This window comes from Ruegeria sp. HKCCSP351, assembly GCF_017872535.1.
Taxonomy (GTDB): domain Bacteria; phylum Pseudomonadota; class Alphaproteobacteria; order Rhodobacterales; family Rhodobacteraceae; genus Ruegeria.
On the sequence record NZ_JAEDOV010000007.1, the window covers coordinates 111899 to 131689 of the forward strand.

The 19791-nt window shown below is 55.2% G+C and carries 17 protein-coding genes and 1 tRNA gene; 13 read left to right on the forward strand and 5 right to left on the reverse strand.

Going from position 1 to position 19791, the window contains the following annotated elements; genetic code table 11:
• Positions 1–44 precede the first annotated feature (44 nt).
• Positions 45–950: a LysR substrate-binding domain-containing protein gene (locus tag I9182_RS15225; protein WP_209598847.1), complete on the reverse strand. Its 906-nt coding sequence runs from the start codon at positions 948–950 to the stop codon at positions 45–47.
• Between the two features lie 177 nt (positions 951–1127).
• Here I9182_RS15225 and ugpB point away from each other — a divergent pair, with 177 nt between their 5' ends.
• From ugpB to I9182_RS15250, 5 genes are all read left to right on the forward strand, one after another.
• Positions 1128–2438: a sn-glycerol-3-phosphate ABC transporter substrate-binding protein UgpB gene (gene ugpB / locus I9182_RS15230; protein WP_209505977.1), complete on the forward strand. Its 1311-nt coding sequence runs from the start codon at positions 1128–1130 to the stop codon at positions 2436–2438.
• 63 nt (positions 2439–2501) lie between these two features.
• Positions 2502–3383, forward strand: coding sequence for a sn-glycerol-3-phosphate ABC transporter permease UgpA (gene ugpA / locus I9182_RS15235; protein ID WP_209505975.1), 882 nt, complete (start codon positions 2502–2504; stop codon positions 3381–3383).
• A gap of 20 nt (positions 3384–3403) precedes the next feature.
• Positions 3404–4240 (forward strand): sn-glycerol-3-phosphate ABC transporter permease UgpE, encoded by an 837-nt coding sequence (gene ugpE / locus I9182_RS15240; protein ID WP_209506351.1) that lies wholly within the window; start codon positions 3404–3406, stop codon positions 4238–4240.
• Positions 4241–4243: 3 nt separating this feature from the next.
• Positions 4244–5299, forward strand: a complete 1056-nt coding sequence (ugpC, locus tag I9182_RS15245) for a sn-glycerol-3-phosphate ABC transporter ATP-binding protein UgpC (RefSeq protein ID WP_209505973.1) — start codon at positions 4244–4246, stop codon at positions 5297–5299.
• Positions 5299–6234 carry a glycerophosphodiester phosphodiesterase family protein gene (locus tag I9182_RS15250; RefSeq protein ID WP_245222667.1) on the forward strand — a complete coding sequence of 312 codons (936 nt, stop codon included), beginning with the start codon at positions 5299–5301 and terminating at the stop codon, positions 6232–6234. The genes ugpC and I9182_RS15250 overlap by 1 nt, the downstream gene beginning before the upstream one ends.
• Positions 6235–6307: 73 nt before the next feature.
• Here the strand turns inward: I9182_RS15250 and I9182_RS15255 are convergent, their stop codons facing one another.
• Positions 6308–7993 carry a tryptophan halogenase family protein gene (locus I9182_RS15255; RefSeq protein ID WP_209598848.1) on the reverse strand — a complete coding sequence of 562 codons (1686 nt, stop codon included), beginning with the start codon at positions 7991–7993 and terminating at the stop codon, positions 6308–6310.
• 52 nt (positions 7994–8045) lie between these two features.
• Positions 8046–9584, reverse strand: coding sequence for a malonyl-CoA synthase (locus tag I9182_RS15260; protein WP_209598849.1), 1539 nt, complete (start codon positions 9582–9584; stop codon positions 8046–8048).
• A gap of 280 nt (positions 9585–9864) precedes the next feature.
• Between I9182_RS15260 and I9182_RS15265 the strand changes: the two genes are divergently transcribed.
• Genes I9182_RS15265 through I9182_RS15280 form a run of 4 tightly spaced genes read left to right on the forward strand, consistent with a single transcriptional unit; the run spans position 9865 to position 14207 of the window.
• Positions 9865–11391, forward strand: a complete 1527-nt coding sequence (locus I9182_RS15265) for a DUF4173 domain-containing protein (RefSeq protein ID WP_209598850.1) — start codon at positions 9865–9867, stop codon at positions 11389–11391.
• 13 nt (positions 11392–11404) lie between these two features.
• Positions 11405–12097 carry a response regulator transcription factor gene (locus tag I9182_RS15270; RefSeq protein ID WP_209505965.1) on the forward strand — a complete coding sequence of 231 codons (693 nt, stop codon included), beginning with the start codon at positions 11405–11407 and terminating at the stop codon, positions 12095–12097.
• Positions 12082–13614 carry a HAMP domain-containing sensor histidine kinase gene (locus I9182_RS15275; protein WP_209598851.1) on the forward strand — a complete coding sequence of 511 codons (1533 nt, stop codon included), beginning with the start codon at positions 12082–12084 and terminating at the stop codon, positions 13612–13614. Before I9182_RS15270 ends, I9182_RS15275 begins: the two co-directional genes overlap by 16 nt.
• 41 nt (positions 13615–13655) lie before the next feature.
• On the forward strand, positions 13656–14207 hold the full coding sequence (locus I9182_RS15280) for a VOC family protein (RefSeq protein WP_209505961.1): 552 nt from the start codon (positions 13656–13658) through the stop codon (positions 14205–14207).
• Positions 14208–14318: 111 nt separating this feature from the next.
• Here I9182_RS15280 and I9182_RS15285 read toward each other — a convergent pair whose 3' ends face one another.
• Positions 14319–15632 (reverse strand): cytochrome c peroxidase, encoded by a 1314-nt coding sequence (locus tag I9182_RS15285; RefSeq protein ID WP_209598852.1) that lies wholly within the window; start codon positions 15630–15632, stop codon positions 14319–14321.
• Between the two features lie 95 nt (positions 15633–15727).
• On the opposite strand from I9182_RS15285, the gene I9182_RS15290 reads away from it, so the two are divergent.
• From I9182_RS15290 to I9182_RS15305, 4 genes are all read left to right on the forward strand, one after another.
• Positions 15728–16633: a LysR family transcriptional regulator gene (locus I9182_RS15290; RefSeq protein WP_209598853.1), complete on the forward strand. Its 906-nt coding sequence runs from the start codon at positions 15728–15730 to the stop codon at positions 16631–16633.
• 312 nt (positions 16634–16945) lie between these two features.
• Entirely contained in the window at positions 16946–17482 is a 537-nt protein-coding gene (locus tag I9182_RS15295) for a DUF4142 domain-containing protein (RefSeq protein ID WP_209598854.1), read from the forward strand.
• 357 nt (positions 17483–17839) lie between these two features.
• Positions 17840–19114, forward strand: a complete 1275-nt coding sequence (locus I9182_RS15300) for a caspase family protein (RefSeq protein WP_209598855.1) — start codon at positions 17840–17842, stop codon at positions 19112–19114.
• A gap of 42 nt (positions 19115–19156) precedes the next feature.
• Positions 19157–19579, forward strand: coding sequence for a hypothetical protein (locus I9182_RS15305; protein WP_209598856.1), 423 nt, complete (start codon positions 19157–19159; stop codon positions 19577–19579).
• Between the two features lie 102 nt (positions 19580–19681).
• Here I9182_RS15305 and I9182_RS15310 read toward each other — a convergent pair.
• Positions 19682–19758 (reverse strand) — tRNA-Arg (locus I9182_RS15310).
• Positions 19759–19791: the final 33 nt, after the last annotated feature.

Below are 19791 nucleotides of genomic sequence, written 5' to 3' on the forward strand. Positions count from 1 at the left end.
GCTAGAAACACAGGCAGATATCCTTCGTCCCGGTGACCGCAGCCTCACGCAAGTGTTCTGAACGCATTCAGACTTTCGCTGAAATGCTCGATGAACTCCAGTGTTATCAAAGACGGCTGCTTCAGAACCGGGCGTACCAGCGAAAGTGTATGCGGCAAAAACGGCTTGAATGGCCTGTAGCTTAGCCCCCGGTCTGTGTAATGGACAGCGTCCAGTTCGCTGACGATTGAGACACCAACGCCTTTTATGGCCAATTCACATGCCGCCGTGAATTGCCGGACTTCGATATGAGAGTTGAGTGTAACATTGGCCTGCTGAAATGCCTTCGAAAGCCGTCCGAAAAAGTCGCTGTCGCGCCGCGTATGTATGATGTTCTCATCTGCAAGATCGGATGGCGTCACCTCCGAGAGGTTCTCAAGCGCGTGATTTTTCGGGAATACGCAAACCGTGCGCACATCTACATTTCTGCTTTCGACCCCCGGATGACCGTTAAAACCATCGGTGATTCCAAAGTCATATTGTTCGCCAACCATCCATTCCAATATCCGTTCCGGCCTGTCCGGTTCGATCGTCATGGTGACACCTGGCCGGTCTTTCAGAAAACTTGCCACAACATCCGGCAGATGGCTGGTGGCAAAACCGGGAAGGCAGGCGACGCGGATATGCCCGGCTTTTCGCTGCGTGATATTCTGACTGGCGTCTGATATCTGCTTCATCAATTCCAGAACTCGGTCCACGCTGGGTTGCAGATAGCGAACTTCCTGTGTCGGAACCAATCGGCCCTTGCGGCGATCAAAAAGTTGAAAGCCAAACGATTTTTCAAGATCCGACAGCAACCTGCTGACAGCTGGTTGGCTCACCCCCAAATCGGCGGCCGCTGCTGTGACCGAACCATTGGTGGTCACCGCCATAAGCGCTTCCAGTTGCCGAATTCTCAAAGTTTGTCTCATTGCAGACCCAGTTCCGCTTTTTCATTCACGTCTATAACATTGCATTATGTTTTTTGCCAATAAGTAGGGCTTGAATTATATTTCTGTAACGGTAACGTCGTGAAATCGTCATGTGTGTCGAATACGCGTTGCGGTCGTCACTCAACGAAGCATCAAACCTGATGCATGGGAGGAATCATGAAAAAGAATTTGCTTGGCGCTCTTGCCGTTACAACTGCCTTGTCACCCTTGGCGGCAATGGCGCAAACCGAAGTTCAATTCTGGCATGCCTTCACCGGCCGCCTTGGCGAACTTGTCAAAGCGCAGGTTGAAGAGTTCAACGCCAGTCAGGATGAGTTTGTCGTGGTCGAAAGCCACAAGGGCAACTATTCGGAAACCCTGAACGCTGGCATTGCCGCGTTCCGTGCTGGCGAACAGCCACACATCCTGATGGTTTTCGAAGTTGGCACCGCAACGATGATGTCGGCGAAAGGCGCGATCAAGCCGGTCTACGAAGTCATGGCTGAAAGTGGCGCGTCTTTTGATCCCGACGCCTATATCGGTGCGGTGAAAGGTTACTACACCACCACCGACGGAGATATGTTGTCGCTGCCGTTCAACTCTTCCACGCCGGTCTTGTGGGTCAACCGAGATGCCATGCAGGCAGCAGGCGTTGATCCCGACACCGACCTGTCGACTTGGGAAAAGGTTGGCGACGTTCTGGAGCAACTCAAAGCCGGAGGCGAGGACTGCCCGCTGGTGACGGCATGGCAAAGCTGGATCCACCTGGAAAACCTGTCTGCGTACCACAACGTTCCGTTTGCATCGCAGGACAATGGTTTTGCCGGTCTGGACACAGAACTGATGCTGAACGGCCCGGTACAGGTCGCGCACCTAAGCGCCATGGGCGACTGGGCCAAGGATGGTAAATTCATCTATACCGGTCGCAGAAATGAAGGCGGCGCAAACTTCCGGGCGGGTGAGTGTGCCTTGTTCACCGAAAGCTCGGCCGGGTATGCCGGGATCAAAGCCGAGGCCGAGTTCGACTTTGATGTGCGTCCGCTGCCGTATTGGGAAGCGGTCACAAGCGAGCCTCAAAACACCATCATCGGCGGTGCATCGCTTTGGGTGATGGAAGGTCATGATCCCGAAGAATATAAAGGCGTTGGTGAGTTCCTGAGCTTCTTGTCCTCGTCCGACGTTCAGGCGGCATGGCACCAGAATACCGGCTATCTTCCGATTACCGCAGAAGCCGGTGAAGCGACCCGTGCAGCCGGTTTCTATGATGAAAACCCGGGCACCGATATCGCTGTGATCCAGATGACCGCGAAAGAGCCGACAGCAAACTCGAAAGGTCTGCGTCTGGGATCGTTCGATCAAATCCGCGGTATCATCGATGAGGAGCTTGAGGCCATCTGGTCCGGCGAGAAATCCGCCCAGGAAGCCATGGACAGCGCAAAAGAACGCGGTGACGCGCTTCTGCGCAGGTTCGAATCGGCAAATCAATAAACCTCTGAAATCCGGTGCGGGCTCGGCAGAGCCCGCATCCACTTTTCTCGGCGAGTCATCAGGATGGAAAAACGCGTCACATTTCGCGGCTGGCTGTTGCCATTGGCGCTGATCGCCCCACAGGTCGTCATTTCTGCCGTATTCTTCTTCTATCCCGCTGCACAAGCTGTATGGCAGTCGCTGTTCATCCCAGATCCGTTCGGGTTGTCGTCCAAGTTCGTCGGTCTGGGCAATTTTGAATTTCTGCTAAGCGACAAGTTTTATCGCGCATCCTTCGTAACCACGGCGGTGTTTTCGACGCTTGTTACGCTCTGCTCCATGATCCCGGCCCTGTTTCTGGCAGTCATTGCAGATCGGCTGATCAAAGGATCCGGAGCTTATCGGACGCTGCTGATTTGGCCTTATGCAGTCGCTCCGGCGGTTGCAGGTGTGCTCTGGCTGTTCATGTTCAACACGCGCGTCGGTGTCGTGTCGTGGTATCTTGGACAGCTGGGCTATGACTGGAACCACGTCTTGAATGGCACCGAGGCGATGGGGCTTGTGGTTGTCGCTTCGGCCTGGGGGCGCATCAGTTATAACTTTTTGTTCTTCTTCGCCGCACTCCAGTCGGTTCCGCGGTCGGTCATCGAGGCCGCCGCGATCGATGGCGCACGGTTCTGGCGCAGGTTTTTCACGATTGTCCTGCCGTTGCTGTCACCGACAGCGTTTTTCCTGCTTGTTGTGAATGTGGTCTATGCGTTCTTTGAAACTTTTGGCGTGATCCACACAATCACCGGCGGCGGGCCGCAGCAGGCCACGACCATTCTGGTCTACAAGGTGTTTTCAGACGGGTTCGTCGGTCAGGATCTGGGTTCGTCTTCGGCGCAATCGGTCATCTTGCTGATTGTCGTCGGCCTGCTGACCGTCATTCAGTTCAAGTACGTGGAAAAGAGGGTGCATTACTGATGGCAGCCCAACAGCACGGAATGGTCGAAAAGCGCGGAGCGGGTATCTGGCTGACACATGCCCTGATGATCCTAGGCGTTCTGGTCATCTTCTTCCCGATCTGGCTGGCATTTGTTGCCTCAACCGTTACCCAGCCGGAAGTTGTATCACCGCCCATGCCGCTTTTGCCGGGCGATCAGTTCTGGGAAAACTACAAGGCAGCGCTGTTTTCCGGCGTGAATGTCCCCGTCGCAACGATGCTGTTCAACAGCCTTGTGATGGCTATCGGGATTGCAGTTGGAAAGATCATCATTTCACTGCTTTCGGCTTTTGCAATCGTCTATTTCCGATTTCCCGGTCGAACAACGTTCTTTTGGCTGATCTTCCTGACCCTGATGCTGCCGGTTGAAGTGCGAATCGTTCCGACGTTCGAAGTTGTCGCCGGGTTCGGCATGCTCAACAGCTATTACGGACTGATCTTTCCGCTGATCGCCTCGGCCACGGCGACCTTCCTGTTCCGTCAGTTCTTTCTGACAATCCCGGACGAGCTGGCCGAAGCTGCGCGTGTGGATGGTGCCCGGCCGATGCGGTTTTTCATCGACATCGTCGTACCGATGAGCCGGACAAACATCGCGGCACTGTTCGTCATCCTGTTTATCTATGGGTGGAACCAGTATCTGTGGCCGCTGCTTATCACCACCGACCCTGAAATGAACACCATTGTGATGGGCATCAAGCAGATGTTCCCGTCTGGCGATGATGTGGCTGATTGGCCCGTCATTATGGCGACGTCCATTCTGGCGATGATCCCACCGGTCATCGTGGTGGTGTCGATGCAAAAGCTTTTTGTCCGCGGCCTTGTCGATAGCGAGAAATAACAAATGGCAACAGTAACCCTGGAGAATGTCAAAAAGAGTTTTGGCCCGACAGATGTCATACATGGCATCGACATCCACATTGAAGATGGCGAGTTCATTGTCATCGTCGGCCCTTCGGGCTGCGGAAAATCCACTCTGTTGCGGATGGTGGCAGGGCTTGAGACCGTGACTTCGGGTGAAATCCGGATTGGTGAGGAACGGGCCAACGAAAAAGAGCCGATGGATCGCGACATTGCCATGGTGTTCCAGAACTATGCGCTCTACCCGCATATGTCGGTCCGGCAGAACATGGGCTATGGCCTGAAGATCGCAGGGTTGCCCAAAGCCCAGATTGATCAAAAAGTGACCGAGGCGGCCAGGCTATTGCAGCTTGAACCATTGCTGGATCGCAAACCCAGACAATTGTCAGGCGGCCAACGTCAGAGAGTGGCTATGGGTCGCGCGATTGTCCGCGAACCTGCGGTTTTCCTGTTTGACGAGCCTCTTTCGAACCTGGATGCCAAGCTTCGCGTGCAGATGCGGCTTGAGATTCGTGAGCTTCAGGAAAAACTGGGGATCACGTCGCTTTATGTAACCCACGATCAGGTTGAAGCCATGACAATGGCCGACAGGATGATCGTCATGAACGGCGGTATCGCCGAACAGGTAGGCACACCGCTAGAGGTATACGAAACACCAAGAACCCTGTTTGCGGCGCAGTTCATCGGCAGCCCCGCGATGAATGTCTTTGAGGCCCGACGTGAAAACGGAACCGTCATGATTGGTGAGGTCGCGGTTGGTTCGTCACAGGGCCCTGATACTGCCTTCAAGCTGGGGGTACGACCCGAACATCTTTTGCTGGATGACAATGGCCCGATTGAGGCCACGATTCAGATGGCCGAGCCACTGGGGGCAAACACGCTGTTGCACGGTCAACTGACCGGCTCGGGCGATTCGATCACGATCAGCCTTCCGGGTGTGCATCCGATCGAAGGACGGCATCCGAACATGCGGTTTTCTGTGTCCTCAAACCATATGCATCTGTTTGACCGCTCCACCGGTGAAAGGCTGGAAGGCTGATGGCATTTCCTCAGGTCGAGGCTTTCCGGGGGGGCGACAACCTGATCCGCATCGTAGGCCACCGGGGTGCGCGAGGCGTTCTGCCTGAAAACAGCATGATTGGCTTCGACTTTTCGCTGTCCATTGGTGTGCCGCTTCTGGAGTTTGATGTTGTCCTCTCGGCTGACGACATCCCTGTCATTACCCATAATCACCGGCTGCACGCCCCCAGTTTTCGCGATGCTGACGGCCCGTTTCTGACCGGGGAAGAGCCAAAGGTTTCTACCCTGACGTTTGAGCAGATTCAGAAGTTCGATATCGGGCGATTGGATGGGAATACTGCCTATGGTCGGCGTTTTCCTGATCAGGCACAAATGGATGGCGTTCGCGTTCCAAGGCTGCTTGACCTGCTGGACCTGGTAAGTGATCCCCAACATAGCGATGCCTGTCTGATGCTCGAGCTCAAATCGGACCCCGATTTGGCCCATGACGCGTGCTACAGAGAGACGTTTGTCAGTCTTGTCCTGCAAGAAGTTCGTTCCAAGGCCCTGTCGTCACGCGCGGTGCTTCACAGTTTCGACTGGAATCTGTTGGAAGAATGTCAGCGGCAAGCACCGGATATGCCTTCTTCTTATCTGACCCAACTTCCCGAAAACGCCGAGGATGTTGGGGAGGATTCTTCCAAAGCAGTCTGCCCGGATTTTCGCAGCTGCGAGGGCGATATTCCGCGATTGGTCAAGCAAGCGGGCGGCTCACTGTGGTGCCCGTATTATGCGGATGTAACTGCCGAAAACGTCGAACTGGCCAAAGATTTGGGCCTTTGCGTCGCGGTTTGGACGGTCAATGACCCTGATGACATTGCCAGAATGATCGACCTGCGTGTGGATGCCATTGTTTCTGATTATCCGGGTCGGGTTCAAAGGCACTTGTCTGACCGGGGTATGAGGTGGCGCTAAATCGTCCTGAAGGCCGGGGCTGAATGCCTCGCCCTTCAGTTTATTAAATTTCCTTCGTAAGGGCAGAGAATCGTTAGAACAGTTGCAAATCCTTCGCGCCGCTTTGGATTTCAGCAAAATTCGGCATGTTCTGGATCGAAACAGGTGCAGGCTTCGTGCCCGGCATCGCAACTGTCGGCTTCGCCACGTTCGCCATTCCAAAGACCGGTTTTTCCAGCTCACCCCGGATATCGCGCAGCAGCGTTTTATGATCCGGCATCGCTTTGATTATCTGCGCAAGGTCCTCTTTTGCGCGCTTCATGCCCTGGAACCAAATCACTTTCTTCAACGGCCGCAAACGATCACGAATGCCGGTGCCGTAACCCGTATCATAGACCTGTTTACCCAACAGAACCGTCTGATAAACGCGATGGTCGAACAGCGTGGCAAATTCCACATCGTGATCCATCGGCAGACGGTGCTGCCACAACTCCAGATTCTCGGCCAGCCGATCCGGTATCTTCATCTCTGTCCGCGCGTCGATCCAATAGGGATCATCCTTTCGGTTGCCCAATCGGTAGTGCAGGCAGATGAATTCCAGAACCTCGTTATAAAGCTTGTCCATCTGCCGGTTGTATCTTGCCCGCAGTGACGGGGCGACGTCGCGCGTCGGCAAGTGTTCTGCAAACCAGCGTACTGCGTGGTCGATCATGTGGATCGCGGTACTTTCCAACGGCTCGATAAACCCACCGGACAGACCAATTGCCACGCAATTCTTGACCCAGGCATTGCGCACGCGCCCGACGCGCATCGGGATTACACGCGGCGTCAAACCCTTGCCGCTGTCACCCAGCCATTCAAGATATTCGTCGGCCGCCTGATCATCCGTTCGATGCGCCGAGGAGAACACATAGCCCGTACCCACTCGATTGTAGAGCGGCACCCGCCACGTCCACCCCGCGCCCAGCGCGGTCGACCGCGTGAGGCTTTCGATTTTATTGGGATTGCGGTGTTCAACCTGCAACGCCATGGCGCGGTCATTGGGCAAATAGTCCGAATAATCCAAAAACGGCTCGCCCAGTGCCTGATTGATGATCAGGCCGCGGAACCCGGTACAATCGATGACCATTTCGATGTCATGACGGCCCGCGCGCTCAAGCATCAGATGGCTGACGTTGCCTTGTTCATCCAGCTCGACCTTCTGTACCTCGTCCTGGATATGCTCGACGCCGCGCTTTGTGCAGACCGTGGTAAGCATACCCGCAAACTTCACCGCATCCAGATGATAGGCATAGCCAAAACGCTGTTCAAACTCGGGCTGACCCAGCTGCCGCGCGCCTTTGCACAGACGTCCCAGATGATCGTGGGGCGAGATGGACTGTGTAAAGTCCCGCTCTCCGTTGCCAAAGCGCAGGAAATACTCGGCGGCGTCCAACCCTTCCAGCATCTGGCCATGGGCAAAGGGGTTCACGTAATCGATGCGTTTTCCTTTGGGGTCTTTGTTCCAGTTGCAGAACTTCACACCCAGCTTGAAGGACGCGTTTGTCTCGCGGAAAAAATCCCGTTCGGAAATGCCCGCCTGACGCAGCGTGACCGGCATGCGCGGCACCGTAGCCTCACCAACACCCACGGTCGAGATATTGGGGCTTTCGATCAGGCAGATATGTGGTCGGTCTTTTGTTGCTGAAGTGCGTGAAAACACCATGTCCAGGATCAACGCGGTCATCCAGCCTGCCGTGCCGCCACCTACGATGGTGATTTTGCGCAAACGATTGTTCATATTCTTCTGTCCCCATTGGTTTTGAGGACTATATCAAGTTTCCGACGCTTATCTAGGCTCTGCCATTATGTGCTTTTGACCCAGCTTTGAACATATCCCTGTACTGATCGCGCAAAATGTTCTTTTGGACTTTACCCATCGTATTGCGGGGCAATTCATCCAGTTGAATAAGCATTCGGGGATGCTTGAACCGCGCCAGGCTGTCGCGCACTGCGCCCATGATCGCGTCGAGATCCGGAGACTGCCCGGGTTCCGCTACAATCAGGCCCAGCACGGTTTCACCGAAGTCGGGATGCGGCACGCCGATCACTGCGCTCTCGAGAACACCGGTCTGGCCGTCCAGAACCAGTTCAATTTCCTTGGGGTAGATATTATAGCCACCCGAGATGATCAGGTCCTTGTTGCGCCCGACGATATGGACATACCCATCTTCGTCGATACGCCCAAGATCACCGGTGATAAAGAACCCGTTTTCGCGCAGCTCGGCAGCCGTCTTTTCCGGCATCTGCCAATATCCCTTGAATACGTTCGGGCCACGCACTTCGATCTCGCCGATTTCACCCTGCGGCAAAGGGTTACCATCTGCATCGCATATCTTCAGTTCGACCCCCGGCAAAGGAAACCCGACCGTGCCCGCGCGACGTTCGCCGTCATAGGGGTTCGAGGTGTTCATATTGGTTTCAGTCATGCCATAGCGTTCTAGGATACGATGCCCGGTACGCTCTTGAAATTGTGCATGGGTATCCGCCAGCAATGGGGCCGAACCCGATACGAACAAGCGCATATGTTTGGTCAGCTCGCTGGTAAAACGCGCGTCTGCCAACAGGCGCGTGTAGAAGGTCGGCACGCCCATCATCGACGTGGCGTCGGGCATCCTGTCAATGATCTGATCAGGGTCGAATTTTGGCAGCCAGATCATGCTTCCGCCGACAGCCAGAATGATATTGGTGGCCACAAACAGCCCATGCGTGTGAAAGATCGGCAGCGCGTGCAACAGAACGTCTTCCGACGTAAACCGCCACTCTTTGACCAGTGTCCGCGCATTGGACAACAGGTTGTTCTGGGTCAGCATCGCGCCCTTTGAACGTCCGGTGGTGCCCGACGTATAAAGAAACGCTGCCAGATCCTCACCATCCCGATCCACAGTCGCAAAGCTGTCTGGCATTGCTGCCGCCAGATCCATCAGCGAGCCCGAGCCATCCGCATTCAGCGTTTCCACCCTGCCCCCAAAACGCTCGGCAATCGGGGTCAGTTGGTCTTTGCTTCGGCCATCGCAGACAACAAGTGACGCGCCGCTGTTTTCGATGAAATACGTCAGCTCGTCCACGGTATAGGCGGTGTTCAGCGGCAGGAAAACCAGACCGGCCTGCGCACATGCCGCGTAAAGCGCCAGCGCCTCAGGCGATTTTTCGACCTGAGCCGCAACGCGGTCCCCGGGTCTTAGACCCAGTTGCGTGGCCACATGGGCGATCCGGGCGGCTGTGCTCAGAAAGTTTCGATAGGTGATGGTCGTCCCGTCTGTCAGGTTCAGGAAAGCCGTATCTTTGCCGGCGTGAATGCCAAACAGATCATCATAGAGAGGGTTAGCCATGTTCGATCCTCCGTTTCCCCAGCCATAACGGCGAAGCGCTTCTCAGGGGAAGGTTCAACTATGTCACACTGCGCTTTTGCTTGCAGTTCAATGTCTGGGCGCGTCGCTTTTACTGCACGGCGCGAGTTGCAGCTCGGAACCCGTGGTGTGTAAAGCCTTTCAACGCCTCTGCACATTTTCTGCTCGAAAACCCTATGAAGGCTGCGGATACGTCGCGCCAAAGATGCAAGCGCCGCAGGCAATCTGCCGGGAAAGGAAACCTGTAAGCAGGAGACGGGACATGAGGCAGAAACTGACAATTCGCGGCGTGCCGGACAGCATCGTGCTGGACGCGTGGTGGCTGGGAAAGATGGACGAAGTCCCCCGATGGAGAGGCAACAGACGACAGCAGAGTGGTTCTCTGATGTCTACTCTGAAAATGCGCCATGCAATCCCGCTTCTTGCATCGCTGGTGGCGCTTGCTGATTGGTTGTTTTGGGAACAGCCGCTAGGCATTTCTGTCTCAGTCTTCGCGCTGGTCTTGTCCGCCGCGATCATGGCGATGAAACCCCGGCGTGCGACTGCAAAGGAGTGGTCAATAGCCGCCGCATTTGCCTTGATCACCAACCTGCCGGTGGCCATCGATTTGCAGCTTCTATCATTATTGTTCAGCCTCGCAGGTTTAGTCAGTCTGGCCACCTGGGCGCTATTCGGTCAGGCTGTAAACGAACGTCTGCTGCTGCGAACCGCCCTGCGACTGCCTTCCATCGGTGCGACGCTTTTGCTGCGCGACACATGTCGCACCGCGGTGGCCGCCGATCTTGGGTCCGACAGACGCCGCCACGCAGCATCGCTGGCCTTGCCCCTGCTATTGGGTGCGGTCTTCCTTGCGTTGCTGGCCGCCGCCAATCCGGTGCTGGAAGACCTTCTGGCCGAGCTGGACCCAAGTCTCCTGTTCGAAGGGTACTTCTGGCTGCGACTTCTGTTCTGGAGCGTGATGGCCTCGCTGCTGTGGCCGTTCCTAAACCTCAGCGAACCATGGCTGGGCGGCATTGCCCGCCCCGCCACCATGCCAAAGACAGGCCCAAGCCGGGCCGCATTTCTGATCAATCCAATCTCGGTGCGCAATTCGCTGTTACTGTTCAACCTGATGTTCCTTGTACAAACCGTGATGGACCTTGGTATCCTGACCGGGGGTGTATCCCTGCCTCAAGGGATGAGCTATGCCGCTTATGCCCATCGGGGCGCTTATCCGCTGGTGGTTACGGCCCTGTTGGCGGGCGTATTCACTCTGGTCACTCACAGCATGATCGGTGCGGACCGGACGTTGCGCATTCTGATCTACACGTGGTTGGCGCAGAACGTGTTCCTGGTGATGACAGCTGCTATCAGGCTGCATCATTACGTCGACGCCTATGCGCTTACCTATTTGCGGGTGGCCGCCTTTATCTGGATGGCACTGGTTCTCACCGGATTGCTGCTGACCGTGGTGCAAATCCATCGCGGCTTCGATACAATCTGGCTTCTGCGGCGTTGTTTTGCAGCGCTTCTGGTAGTCTTGTATACTTGCAACTTTGTGAATTTCGCATCAGTCATTGCCAGCTATAATCTGAGCCACGGCAGCGCTCTGATGCAACAGGACACTGGTTACATATGCAGCCTTGGTGCTGATGCTTACCCAGCAATCCGTGATCATGAAACCAGAACCGGACAGCAAGTCTGTGACGCGTGGATGCGATATGATCTGAAAAAGGATGCAATCACCAACTGGCGCGAATGGGGCTTTCGGAGATGGCGGATACAAGCCTATTATCGGCAGCAGAGTTGAAGGACCCCATTTGATGCCTGCACGCATTCTTGTTGTCGACGATGATCCGGATATCCTTGAGGTAACAAGGTTCGCGATTGAAAAGGCAGGCTATGCGCCACTTCTGGCCAGCGACGGCCTGACCGCGCTTGATACAAACCGCCAGGAAAGCCCCGATCTGATCGTGCTGGATATCGGGCTGCCCGAAAAGGATGGTCTGGAAGTATGCAGGGAAATCCGCAAATCCTCGGACGTGCCGATCCTGTTCCTGACCGCCCGCGATGACGAGGTCGACCGTATCGTCGGGCTGGAGCTGGGCGCCGATGATTATCTGACGAAACCCTTTTCCCCACGCGAATTGGTGGCCCGGATCAAGGCCATTCTGAAACGCAGCGCTCCGACACCTGCCCAGCCCGATCCGGTGTTGTCGCAAGGCAGCCTGCACCTGGATGCAGAGCGTCACCTGTGCAGGTTCGCTTCAACGCCCGTGACGCTGACCGGTTCGGAATTTCGGCTGCTGGCAACTCTGATGGCCCGTCCCGACCGTGTTCTGTCAAGGGCGCAGCTGATCGATGCGCTTTACGGCTACAACATCCACGTCTCGGACCGCACCATTGACAGCCATATACGCAATGTCCGTGCCAAGCTGGCCCAGGCCGGCTGTGCCGAAGGGATCGTGACCATTCACGGTGTCGGCCTCAGGATGGGTGCATGCACGCCCGGCTGAACCGCAAATGGCGCCCCAGATTGTGGACCATCGTTCTGCTGGTGCTGGGCATTGTCCTGTGCCTGCCCTTTGCCGGGCTGATCCTGTTCCGTTTTTACGACAGTCAACTGGTGCAACAGACCGAAGAAAGCCTGCTGACACAGGCTGCGGTCATGTCAGCGGCGTATGCCGAGCTTTATGCAGATGCAGCCGGGATCAAGCCGCCCCGCCCGAGTGCAATCTCAACCGAGCACGCGGTGTTCCCATCGCTGTCGGTCAATCGCGAAACGGTTCTGCCGCCGCGCCCGGACGCGCGACCGGCAACCGTTCGACCCGGTTCGGTTTATCAGGCCATCGCCGCCCCACTTAGCCGCATCGCCAACGCTGCCCAGGCGCAAACCCTTGCGGGTTACCGGATGCTGGACGTCGATGGGAACGTGTTTGCCGGTACTGCGGAAATCGGCCAAAAGCTGGGCCATGTTGACGAGGTTCGCGAGGCCCTTTCAGGGAAAACCGTCTCGGTCGCGCGCACCCGCGTGCGAGAGGATGCAACGCCTGCGCTTTATACCCTCAGCCGCGGTGCCCGCGTGCGCGTTTTCGTGGCGATGCCAGTGTTCGTGGATCAGACCCTTATCGGGGCGGTTTACCTAAGCCGTACCCCGAACCATATTTTCCGCTTTCTGTACGGCGAACGTTTCAACCTTGCCAAAGCCGCGGCATTTGTTGCTTTGTCCACGGCGCTAATCGGGTACGTGTTCTGGCGGTTCATCACCCGGCCGATCCACCTGTTGATCCAGCGCAGCCAGATGGCGGGCCACGGTGGTCAGGCATGGGAACCACCAGACCAGCTTGGCACGCGGGAAATTGCGGATCTGAGCCAGAGTTTTCAATCGCTGACGGAACGCTTGCAGGACAAGCAGGACGGATTGAAAACGTACACCGCCCATGTCACCCACGAGCTGAAGTCACCCCTCACCGCCTTGAAAGGCGCGGCAGAGCTGCTGCGCGACGATGATTTGTCACCAGCGCAGAAACACCGCCTGCTGGACACTGTAGAAAAGGGCGGAAAGCGGATGGAGGATCTGCTGGCCAACATGCGCGCCTTCAGTCTGGCCGATCAGAGCGCCATTAACGGTACATGCTGTCTGAACGACATCACTGAACAGGTCTTCCAGACTTTCCCCGCGCTTGCGATCAAGACTGAGAACGATCACCTGCCCTTGCCCGTCGCGGCACCCACCTTGCACATCATATTGACACATATGCTCGAGAACGCTCAGCAACACGGCGCGCAGAATGCCGTGCTGACAGCCTATCAAAACGACGGTGTCGTCTGTCTAAGAATTGCGGATAATGGCCCCGGTATCAGTGAAGGGAACAAGGACAAGATTATGCAGCCCTTCTTTACAACAAAAAGAGAGGCCGGTGGCACGGGTATGGGCCTGAATATTGTCAAAGCGACCATGGAAGCAATCGGTGGGCAACTCAGTGTTGTACCAAGCAATCAAGGCGCTTGTTTTCTTCTCACCTTCAACTAGCTGGGCGAGATGCAAACTTAATAAACGGGAGGGAACTCAACATGCGCAAGTTGCAGGCACAGGGCATTCACCACATCACCCTGACTGGTGCAGACCGGCAAACGTCAATAGACTTCTGGGAGGGTCTTCTCGGGTTTTCGCTTATCTTCGATCAACCCAACCTGGACGATCATTCACAGGGTCACCTGTACTTTGCCGCGGGTAACGGTCAGACGATCACGGTGTTCACCAATGAAGATCGGAAACCGTCCGGCAGTTTGCTCAGGGATCAGGTTGGCGCGGTTCATCATCTGGCCTTCGCGGTGTCCCGTTCAGTTCTCATGCAGGTCGAGGAACGGCTCGACGAGAGGGGTATCAAGCATACACCAATCAAAGATCGGGGATTCATGAACTCGATCTATTTCCACGACCCCTTGGGATTGAGGATCGAACTTGCGAGTTACCGCTTTGAGCCACCTGAAGGTGCGACTCACGGTGACGTTCTGGCCGAAGCGCACAGGCTACGCGTTGAACGCGGTGATCTTGCGATTGCTGACGTCCACCTTGCCGATGCGATCGAGAATATCGTCTCGGAGCGTACTCCACGGATGTAGCCTTCTTGTCGTTTACCCTGAGCGGTGGGCATCGCGACCCCTACAATCGAAACCGGCAAAGTCGATTGATTGATCTAACACCTCTTCAGGGGTCTTCTTCACGCAAAAGACCTAATCGGGAAGCGTGGCCGCCGTGAGTGACCGCAGGAATTCGGCAATGTCAGACACCTCTTGTCGGCTTACCGCGCGATTGGTGAACATGTCAGTATTCCGCCCTGGAATCGTGCCTTCAACGCTCGCGGCTACAATGCGAATGTCTGCCAAAGGGTCATCGCTCAGGGTGCGTCCCAACTGAGATACGGCCATAACTCTGATCGCCTCTTCCAGATCGCTTACCGAGCCATTGTGGAAATAGGGCGCGGTCAGCGCGACATTGCGCAGGGAGGGCACGCGAAACCTGCCGGGACGCTCATCAAGAACCAGATCGTATTTATCCAGATAGGGATTGCCGTCCCAAAACACCGGGAATGCTCGGTAAATCCCAAGTGGCTTTTCAGTGCCCGCCGCAGAGAACATGGGATCGACATGACAATTTCGGCAACCGATCTTGTCGAAAAGCACCAGACCACGCAAAGCTGCCTGGGAGAGCGCCTCATCCTCGCCTTTCACAAAGCGATCATAAGGCGTATCGGGCGTGACAAGTGTACGTTCGTAAGCCGCGATCGCGCGGGTGATATTGCGGATGGTAATCGAGCTTTCGCTCGCAAATGCTGCGTCAAAAAGCGGTCCGTAACGTGGGTCCTCTTTGACCCGCTCTTCAACTGCGCTGAGGGTGGGCATCGACATCTCGACCGGGTTGACGAATGGGCCTTCGGCCTGATCTTCGAGCGAGGATGCGCGCCCGTCCCAGAACAGGCGGCTCAGAAACGCGGCGTTGTAAACCGTAGGCGCATTCCGATCCCCGGTTTGACCAAGATGCCCCGTCGAATAAGGGGCATTGTCGTCGCCGCCATCTGCGAGCGAGTGGCAAGAGGCGCAAGACAGATCGCGCGCAAGCGACAGGTTCGTGTCATTGAACAGGATACGGCCAAGCGCGACTTTCTCAGGGGTTGTCCGGTTCCCCGATGGATCATGTGGTTTTTCGGGCAGCGCACGCCAAGCGCGAAAACCTGATGGGTTTGCCGGGACGGCAAGTTTATCCGAGGCATCTCCTGAAAAGGTGAAGAACTCCTTGGTTGTATCACGCATGGCGTTTCCGGTAGCAGCCATCGCGTGGGTGTCCGTGAGCGAAAGCACCGTCATGATAACGACCTTGATGCCGATGGCGAGTACACCCATCCCTAGCCCGCCTGAAAGCAGCAAGCGGGACGGGATCGTCAGGTTGGCGCGTTTGCCAAGCTCATTGGCAACAAGCCCAAGGGCTGCAACCCCTAACAGAAACCCGACGATAAGGGTCGGCAGGGTAACACTGGATGTAAGGGTCATGGTCGCACTCCTTCCTTGATGAAATAAATAGGAGGGATTATATTTATTTTGAAATAAGTATCGCAAATGACACTGATAAAGTATTGGAATAACCAGTGAAGCTGCGCCATCTAGAGTTTGCCCGCGAGATTGCCAGAACAAAGTCCTTCAGCCATGCGGCTGAAATCTGTAATGCAACGCAACCCACTTTATCGAACGCACTTGTGCAGCTTGAAGAAGAGCTCGGGGCGAAGATTTTCCACCGGACAACCCGGGCCGTCGACCTGACCCCTTTTGGCGCCTATATCCTTCCCTATCTCGAGGCGATCCTCGACGCCCGTGACGAGATGAGCAAGGTTTGCGAAAGCTATCTCTACCCTGAGCACAAAGTTTTGCGCATCGGTTTGTCACCCCTGGTCGATATGAAGCTGCTGAACGACGTGATCCAACCCTACCGCGCAGAGAATCCCGAAGTGACCATCTACTTCAAGGAGTGCCTTCTGGATGATCTGTCGGGCAGGCTTTCGAATGGATCGGTCGATATCGCCATCGTTCCCCGCGACATGATCGAGCCAGGGTGGAGCCATCTGAAATTGTACAGCGATCCTCTTTACTACATCCCGAGCGATGGGGTTGATCTACCCGAGAAAGGTGCAATCGAGATTTCGATGCTGCCAGAGAGCCCAATCATCATGACTGGCGGCGGTTGCGGGTTGAACCGGTCATTGGAAATACTCTTTGCCCAGAACGCCGAGAATTTCACACATTATCCAGGTGCAGCGATCAGCTATCCCGTGATCGAGCAATGGGCCAGTATCGGGATCGGCGCTGGCGTTTTGCCGCGCGCCAAGCTGACCACCTCGGTCGAGCATGCACATCGTTTGATCGCGCATGACGGATCATCGGCAGTATTCGAGTTTCACTGGGTTTGGAAACCAGACCTGGCGCTTACTCCACATATCTCAAAGTTTCATGACCATATGCAGCGACGTGTACCGCACCTGGTGAAGGGCCGTATTTAACGGGCACTGGCAGAGGTTCGGGAAGCCTTCATAAGGTCAGTTCGTCAGGCTGATTGCGTGTTTTCCGAAAAGCATCTGAAAAGGTTGCAGCCAGAGAATGGTCCTTTTCCCGTACTTGGTTCGACAACCAAGCGCGAAAAACTGAATACGGTCTGGCAACGGCGCATTTTGCGGGTCTTGTGGTCAACGGCAGTCAGTTCACCCTATATATTTGAGTTATACATGTATCTCATTTTTTAATCTGATTTCTGTATTTATGCGAGCGATGCTAGCCCTAGATCATCCTTTGGTTCCAAACAGGAGAAATCAAAAATGGCCTTTGGAAGATTGAAAGCCCCCTTGATCGTAACTGCCTTGGCGATCAGTTCCACGAATGCCCTCGCAGGTGGATTGAGCGATGCCGAAGTCATCGGCATTTACGCGCAGGTGAACAGCTTTGACATAGAAACGGCCCTATTGGGTGAGTTGCGCGGACAGTCCGAAGAGGTTCGCGCGCTTGGCAGGATGGTATCGGGTGATCATTCGGGCGTGCGTGCGACAGTCCATGAAATTGCCTCGAACCTGGGAATTGTCCCGGTTCTTCCGCCATCCCGGATCCAAGCCGCAATGGATCACGACAAGGTCACAACAGCCCTGCGGGCAGCCGACCCAGCCGAATTCGACGCTCTTTACCTCAAGCATGAAATCGCGTTTCACCGCGCCGCAATTGATGCTGTGAATGGCGCGCTGATCCCAGAGACCGATGCGCCCGAATTGAAGGCTCACTTCGAAGCGGTATTGCCGGCATTCGAACATCACCTGAATGCAAACATCGAAGCAGCTAAGAAGTTAGGCGTGGCTGTAGAGTAATATATGTTGCCAGTCGGCAGGCTGAGCGATGCGTTCAGCCTGACACACTGGAAAGCCCAACCAAGCTCAACTCACAAAAGCTCGCCTGGCCCTCAACCAGCAGCTTTTCACCATTCAAACTTAGGCTGGGCCCTGAGGCAAATAGGGCCCAGTACATTTTTGCACTTGCCAGTTGAGATTCAACAGCGTGTCAAAACGGACCACTAAAGCCCAAGTGAAGCAGTTGGTTTGACAACAACATCGCCCAACAACTCCATCTATGCTATATTAGATCCGGTTTCAGTGGACGATTTTGCCATGTTAACGCGCCAATTACGCCAAGGCTTCTTTGGATCGTGGGTATGTCTGAGCTTCGTTATGATGTTCGGACTGAATGCTGTATTGGCGGAAACACCTCATGCAAAACGTGTGGCTTTGGTAATTGGCAATGCACGATATGAGCATGTGTCAAATATCCCAAACTCAGCCAATGACGCCCAGGATATCTCTGCCGCCCTAAAGAGGATTGGCTTTCATGTCACCTCAAAACAAAACCTCGACTACCGCGAATTGCGCCTGACCTTAAGAGACTTCTCTGAGGATGTGGTCGATGCCGACATGGTGTTAGTCTATTTTGCAGGTCACGGGATCGAAATCGACAATACAAATTACCTGATACCGACCAATGCCGAACTCAGAAGTGACAAGGACGTAGAATTCGAGGCAATCCGCCTGGAGACGGTGCTCAACGCCGTTTCGACTGCGAAAGGTTTGAAGCTAGTCATTGTGGATGCCTGTCGGAACAACCCGTTTGTGAGCGATATGGTTCGAACCACTGCAACCCGATCAATCGGTCAAGGGTTGGGCCGCATCGACCCCAGTGGGGTTCTTGTCGGGTATTCAGCGCGAGGCGGGACGTTGGCGCTTGATGGGGACGGTCGCAACAGCCCGTATGCAGAGGCCTTTCTTGAACATATCGAGGTACCCGGGCTGGAGCTTGGGAAAATGTTTCGGAAGGTGCGGGATACGGTTTACGAACTGACAGATGGGTATCAGGAGCCATTCACCTATGGGTCTCTGCCCGGTCATGACATTTTCCTTGTCCCAGCAGCACTCAAAGAGCCAATCTATAGTGACGATGCCACTATAGATGCTGCCAAGGCCGTTCGCCCTGTCGATGAGCGCGAGCGGTCGGCGCAACGTCTTCTGGGCGAGGCCATGCAGCTGGAAGACGAAAGTGCAAAGCAGGGCGCTTTGAAGCTGATCGCGCAGCTTTATTCAGACACCCGCGCGGGGCAATATTCTCAACAGGTTACGGATGTGGTCGGACGCACAAATCGGAAGATTGCCACACTCGTCACCCCGAAAACGACGATTTCACCCTCTGGAACCGAAAGCCGCTTTGACGCACCTAAACCGTTGCCACGCTCGAATTCGGACATCGAGGCCAGTCTGAATCTGAACCGAAACGATTACCGGAGCATTCAACGCGGCCTGAATGCGCTTGGATTTTCAGTTGGGCCGGTGGATGGGATCTTCGGGCCTCGGTCCCGTGAAGCTCTGAAAAAGTTTCAGGGGCAAAATGGCGCGGAAAGAACCGGATACCTCACAGCGCAAAGTTTTGCGGTTCTGAAAAATGTAGCAAAACCATAACCATCCGCGCAGAGCGACCAACAAACAGATCCCCAGATACTGGTGGCAGTGCCCAAGTCGCCCCCAAACGAGAACCCCCAAAACGCCATCCATGGTGACTATGTTATCGAACTCAAAAGACGACCGGACCCACGTTACAATGGCGGCGAACTTGCCGACGAAAAGCCTAAAACAACGCTGCGAGTGGTGTACCGCAATTCAGCCGCCGGGTTTCAACTTATTAGCGCTCAAGACAATACTGGAACCGGTGCGTCGCGTCCGCAAAAGTTTCGCGCATCGCTGTCTGACAGCGGAAAACTGCGGATCTCAGGAAACGTGGGATACCTGTTTGAAAAAACCAGAGTTGAACCATTCTCGGTCACTCAGAACTTTTCGCAGGAATTCACCAGTGGTGAAACCGTACATTCCAATCAGGGTCGGTTTGATGCTGCATTTTTCTTTGATACGACAATTTCACGGCGCTGAGTAAAGTCGGAATCGGTCTAGGTGCTGGATCAAGGACGCGAGGCGAAATTGGAAAAGTTCTGTCGCCAGTGCAGAACCAATGTCGCCTTTTAGGGAAACCAGTGGCGGACCGAGGAGGATTCGAACCCCCGACCCCTTGATTCGTAGTCAAGTACTCTATCCAGCTGAGCTATCGGTCCGCGTTGGTGAGGCGCTGTTTAGACCTGTGGTCA

Coding starts and splice junctions, on each gene's coding strand:
- I9182_RS15225 (WP_209598847.1), bottom strand. CDS start 950: ATGAGACAAACTTTGAGAATTCGGCAACTGGAAGCGCTTATGGCGGTG.
- ugpB (WP_209505977.1), top strand. CDS start 1,128: ATGAAAAAGAATTTGCTTGGCGCTCTTGCCGTTACAACTGCCTTGTCA.
- ugpA (WP_209505975.1), top strand. CDS start 2,502: ATGGAAAAACGCGTCACATTTCGCGGCTGGCTGTTGCCATTGGCGCTG.
- ugpE (WP_209506351.1), top strand. CDS start 3,404: ATGGTCGAAAAGCGCGGAGCGGGTATCTGGCTGACACATGCCCTGATG.
- ugpC (WP_209505973.1), top strand. CDS start 4,244: ATGGCAACAGTAACCCTGGAGAATGTCAAAAAGAGTTTTGGCCCGACA.
- I9182_RS15250 (WP_245222667.1), top strand. CDS start 5,299: ATGGCATTTCCTCAGGTCGAGGCTTTCCGGGGGGGCGACAACCTGATC.
- I9182_RS15255 (WP_209598848.1), bottom strand. CDS start 7,993: ATGAACAATCGTTTGCGCAAAATCACCATCGTAGGTGGCGGCACGGCA.
- I9182_RS15260 (WP_209598849.1), bottom strand. CDS start 9,584: ATGGCTAACCCTCTCTATGATGATCTGTTTGGCATTCACGCCGGCAAA.
- I9182_RS15265 (WP_209598850.1), top strand. CDS start 9,865: ATGAGGCAGAAACTGACAATTCGCGGCGTGCCGGACAGCATCGTGCTG.
- I9182_RS15270 (WP_209505965.1), top strand. CDS start 11,405: ATGCCTGCACGCATTCTTGTTGTCGACGATGATCCGGATATCCTTGAG.
- I9182_RS15275 (WP_209598851.1), top strand. CDS start 12,082: ATGCACGCCCGGCTGAACCGCAAATGGCGCCCCAGATTGTGGACCATC.
- I9182_RS15280 (WP_209505961.1), top strand. CDS start 13,656: ATGCGCAAGTTGCAGGCACAGGGCATTCACCACATCACCCTGACTGGT.
- I9182_RS15285 (WP_209598852.1), bottom strand. CDS start 15,632: ATGACCCTTACATCCAGTGTTACCCTGCCGACCCTTATCGTCGGGTTT.
- I9182_RS15295 (WP_209598854.1), top strand. CDS start 16,946: ATGGCCTTTGGAAGATTGAAAGCCCCCTTGATCGTAACTGCCTTGGCG.
- I9182_RS15300 (WP_209598855.1), top strand. CDS start 17,840: ATGATGTTCGGACTGAATGCTGTATTGGCGGAAACACCTCATGCAAAA.